This window comes from Yersinia rohdei ATCC 43380 (genome assembly GCF_000173775.1).
In the GTDB taxonomy this organism is placed as follows: Bacteria; Pseudomonadota; Gammaproteobacteria; order Enterobacterales; family Enterobacteriaceae; genus Yersinia; species Yersinia rohdei.
In genome coordinates, this window is sequence record NZ_ACCD01000071.1 from 1 (window position 1) to 1,932 (window position 1,932).

Sequence of the window (1,932 nt, forward strand, 5' to 3'; positions counted from 1 at the left end):
CGCAATGCGTATCGTTAGGTAAGGAGGTGATCCAACCGCAGGTTCCCCTACGGTTACCTTGTTACGACTTCACCCCAGTCATGAATCACAAAGTGGTAAGCGCCCTCCCGAAGGTTAAGCTACCTACTTCTTTTGCAACCCACTCCCATGGTGTGACGGGCGGTGTGTACAAGGCCCGGGAACGTATTCACCGTAGCATTCTGATCTACGATTACTAGCGATTCCGACTTCATGGAGTCGAGTTGCAGACTCCAATCCGGACTACGACAGACTTTATGTGGTCCGCTTGCTCTCGCGAGTTCGCTTCACTTTGTATCTGCCATTGTAGCACGTGTGTAGCCCTACTCGTAAGGGCCATGATGACTTGACGTCATCCCCACCTTCCTCCGGTTTGTCACCGGCAGTCTCCCTTGAGTTCCCACCATTACGTGCTGGCAACAAAGGATAAGGGTTGCGCTCGTTGCGGGACTTAACCCAACATTTCACAACACGAGCTGACGACAGCCATGCAGCACCTGTCTCACAGTTCCCGAAGGCACCGAAGCATCTCTGCTAAGTTCTGTGGATGTCAAGAGTAGGTAAGGTTCTTCGCGTTGCATCGAATTAAACCACATGCTCCACCGCTTGTGCGGGCCCCCGTCAATTCATTTGAGTTTTAACCTTGCGGCCGTACTCCCCAGGCGGTCGACTTAACGCGTTAGCTCCGGAAGCCACGCCTCAAGGGCACAACCTCCAAGTCGACATCGTTTACAGCGTGGACTACCAGGGTATCTAATCCTGTTTGCTCCCCACGCTTTCGCACCTGAGCGTCAGTCTTTGTCCAGGGGGCCGCCTTCGCCACCGGTATTCCTCCAGATCTCTACGCATTTCACCGCTACACCTGGAATTCTACCCCCCTCTACAAGACTCTAGCTTGCCAGTTTCAAATGCAGTTCCCACGTTAAGCGCGGGGATTTCACATCTGACTTAACAAACCGCCTGCGTGCGCTTTACGCCCAGTAATTCCGATTAACGCTTGCACCCTCCGTATTACCGCGGCTGCTGGCACGGAGTTAGCCGGTGCTTCTTCTGCGAGTAACGTCAATCCAACAGCGTATTAAGCTATTGGCCTTCCTCCTCGCTGAAAGTGCTTTACAACCCGAAGGCCTTCTTCACACACGCGGCATGGCTGCATCAGGCTTGCGCCCATTGTGCAATATTCCCCACTGCTGCCTCCCGTAGGAGTCTGGACCGTGTCTCAGTTCCAGTGTGGCTGGTCATCCTCTCAGACCAGCTAGGGATCGTCGCCTAGGTGAGCCATTACCCCACCTACTAGCTAATCCCATCTGGGCACATCCGATGGCGTGAGGCCCGAAGGTCCCCCACTTTGCTCTTGCGAGGTCATGCGGTATTAGCTACCGTTTCCAGTAGTTATCCCCCTCCATCAGGCAGTTTCCCAGACATTACTCACCCGTCCGCCGCTCGCCGGCAAAGTAGTAAACTACTTCCCGCTGCCGCTCGACTTGCATGTGTTAGGCCTGCCGCCAGCGTTCAATCTGAGCCATGATCAAACTCTTCAATTTAAGATTTGTTTGATTTGCTACTAATGAAAGTAGCGATGCTCAAAGATTACTTTCTGCAAATATGCATTCGAACCGAAGTTCAAATGTGTACTGCTTTGGTCACTCTTCAAGACTTTGATATTTCTTCTGCCTGCCGAAACAGGCTTCGATATCGTCTTGCGAGTGCCCACACAGATTGTCTGATAAATTGTTAAAGAGCAGTGAGTTAGCAACCTTCCGGTGGGTAACTCGAGGTGCGCATATTACGCTTTCCTCACTCAGAGTCAACTACTTATTTCGTTGAATTTCTCTGTTCTCTTTGCCGGCCACTCAGTTACTTGATTCGCTGTGTGCCGTCTCGATGGATGCGCATTATAGGGAGTCGACGTTC

Annotated in this window: 1 rRNA gene; it reads right to left on the reverse strand. The window is 52.1% G+C overall.

The features are described from left to right. Nucleotides 1-19: 19 nt before the first annotated feature. Nucleotides 20-1,562, reverse strand: a 16S ribosomal RNA gene (locus YROHD0001_RS21045). Between the last annotated feature and the right edge of the window lie 370 nt (nt 1,563-1,932).